Consider the following 1,306-nt stretch of genomic DNA (forward strand, 5'->3'; position numbering starts at 1 on the left):
AATGACTCGTCTTTTTTGTATGCCTTCATACCTTTGTTAATTGCCTTTTAAACTTTTCTAATTGTTTTTCTGTTTTTTTTAATATCTATGTTTTTAAAAACTACACTTGAGACATTATGTATGGTGTTTTTGATAAGTAGCGTATCTTGTATTTCTTCTATGCCTTTTCGATGATCGGCGAAACCTGCACCCAAAATAATTTTACTATCTAGAGGCAGGTTGAGTCTTTTGCGTAATTCATTTCTAGCTTTTGCAATATTGTTCTTATAAGGATTGTGGTTAAATAAACCTTGAGGGAGAATGTGACATTTTTGATGATCCAATTGGGTGATTGCACAGAATTTTTCATATACGTATTGTGAAGGGAAGACAATTTTGTCAGCAAATTCAGCGATGTTTCTAGCTTTTCCTTCGGCAGAGTAATGTTGTATTAAATGCGGTAGTTCATGTATTAATGAAATAACTTTTATATTGTGTCTAGCTAGTAATACAACCATATCACCACTTATGACGGTACTGCATATGGCGCTGGTATAGTATTGTGATAATAACGTCTTTATTAATAATTCGACCGTTTCTTCTGTTGGATAGTCTTCCTCTAGGCAATAAACAGGATCATACTTTTGAAAATCGTGGATTAAAATGCCCGTCCAATAGAAATAATTGCAACGGAGTAATCAAAGTTTTCTTTAAGAGCTTTAATAGTATGTAAAGAAAGCAGCTGTGCTCCGTGGAAATGGGCATCATGGGATACATAAATTATCTTCTTATTAACATGCATTTCATAACGCCTCCTAAGTTTATTAATAGTTAGTTTATTAGATCACTTGAGTTTCCTCATCGATTTAGTGAATGTAAAGAAGATATAGTGAAGTGTTTTGTTTATAGCCCCCTAGAGGTAAGAGGAAAGGAAGAAATGGTGATTTTAGCTGGGATGTATAAGAATAAAAATGCTATCCTTAATATATATGTACTTGCTGACATTTATTTTTTAGAAAATTATTAGTATTAAGCGGGATAGTGCAAACTGACGATTATTAACTTAACTACAATCCTCCTATGCAAGTTTAAGAATCTTTAGGAATGGATTAGAAATTAAGAGAGTTCAATACCTTTTATAATTTGTAAAATAAAAAACATAAAAAGTATTGACGATTAGAGTGTAGAGGTGTAATATAAAACAAGTCGCCGATAGCATCAACGCAGAAAGCGACAAACGAAATAAAAAAACTTAGTTGACATTGAAACATGAAAATGTTAACATAAGGAAGTCGCAAATGAGCGACAAAGTAGTTCTTTGAAAACT

General features: G+C 32.2%; 1 pseudogene. It reads right to left on the bottom strand.

Annotated features, from left to right (window positions below):
- Positions 1–155: 155 nt before the first annotated feature.
- Positions 156–781: pseudogene (locus U860_RS32380) on the bottom strand (glycosyl transferase); the annotation flags it as partial.
- Positions 782–1,306 lie beyond the last annotated feature (525 nt).

Origin of the sequence: Bacillus sp. H1a (assembly GCF_000633475.1) — a bacterium.
GTDB classification, from domain to species: domain Bacteria; phylum Bacillota; class Bacilli; order Bacillales; family Bacillaceae_G; genus Bacillus_A; species Bacillus_A paramycoides.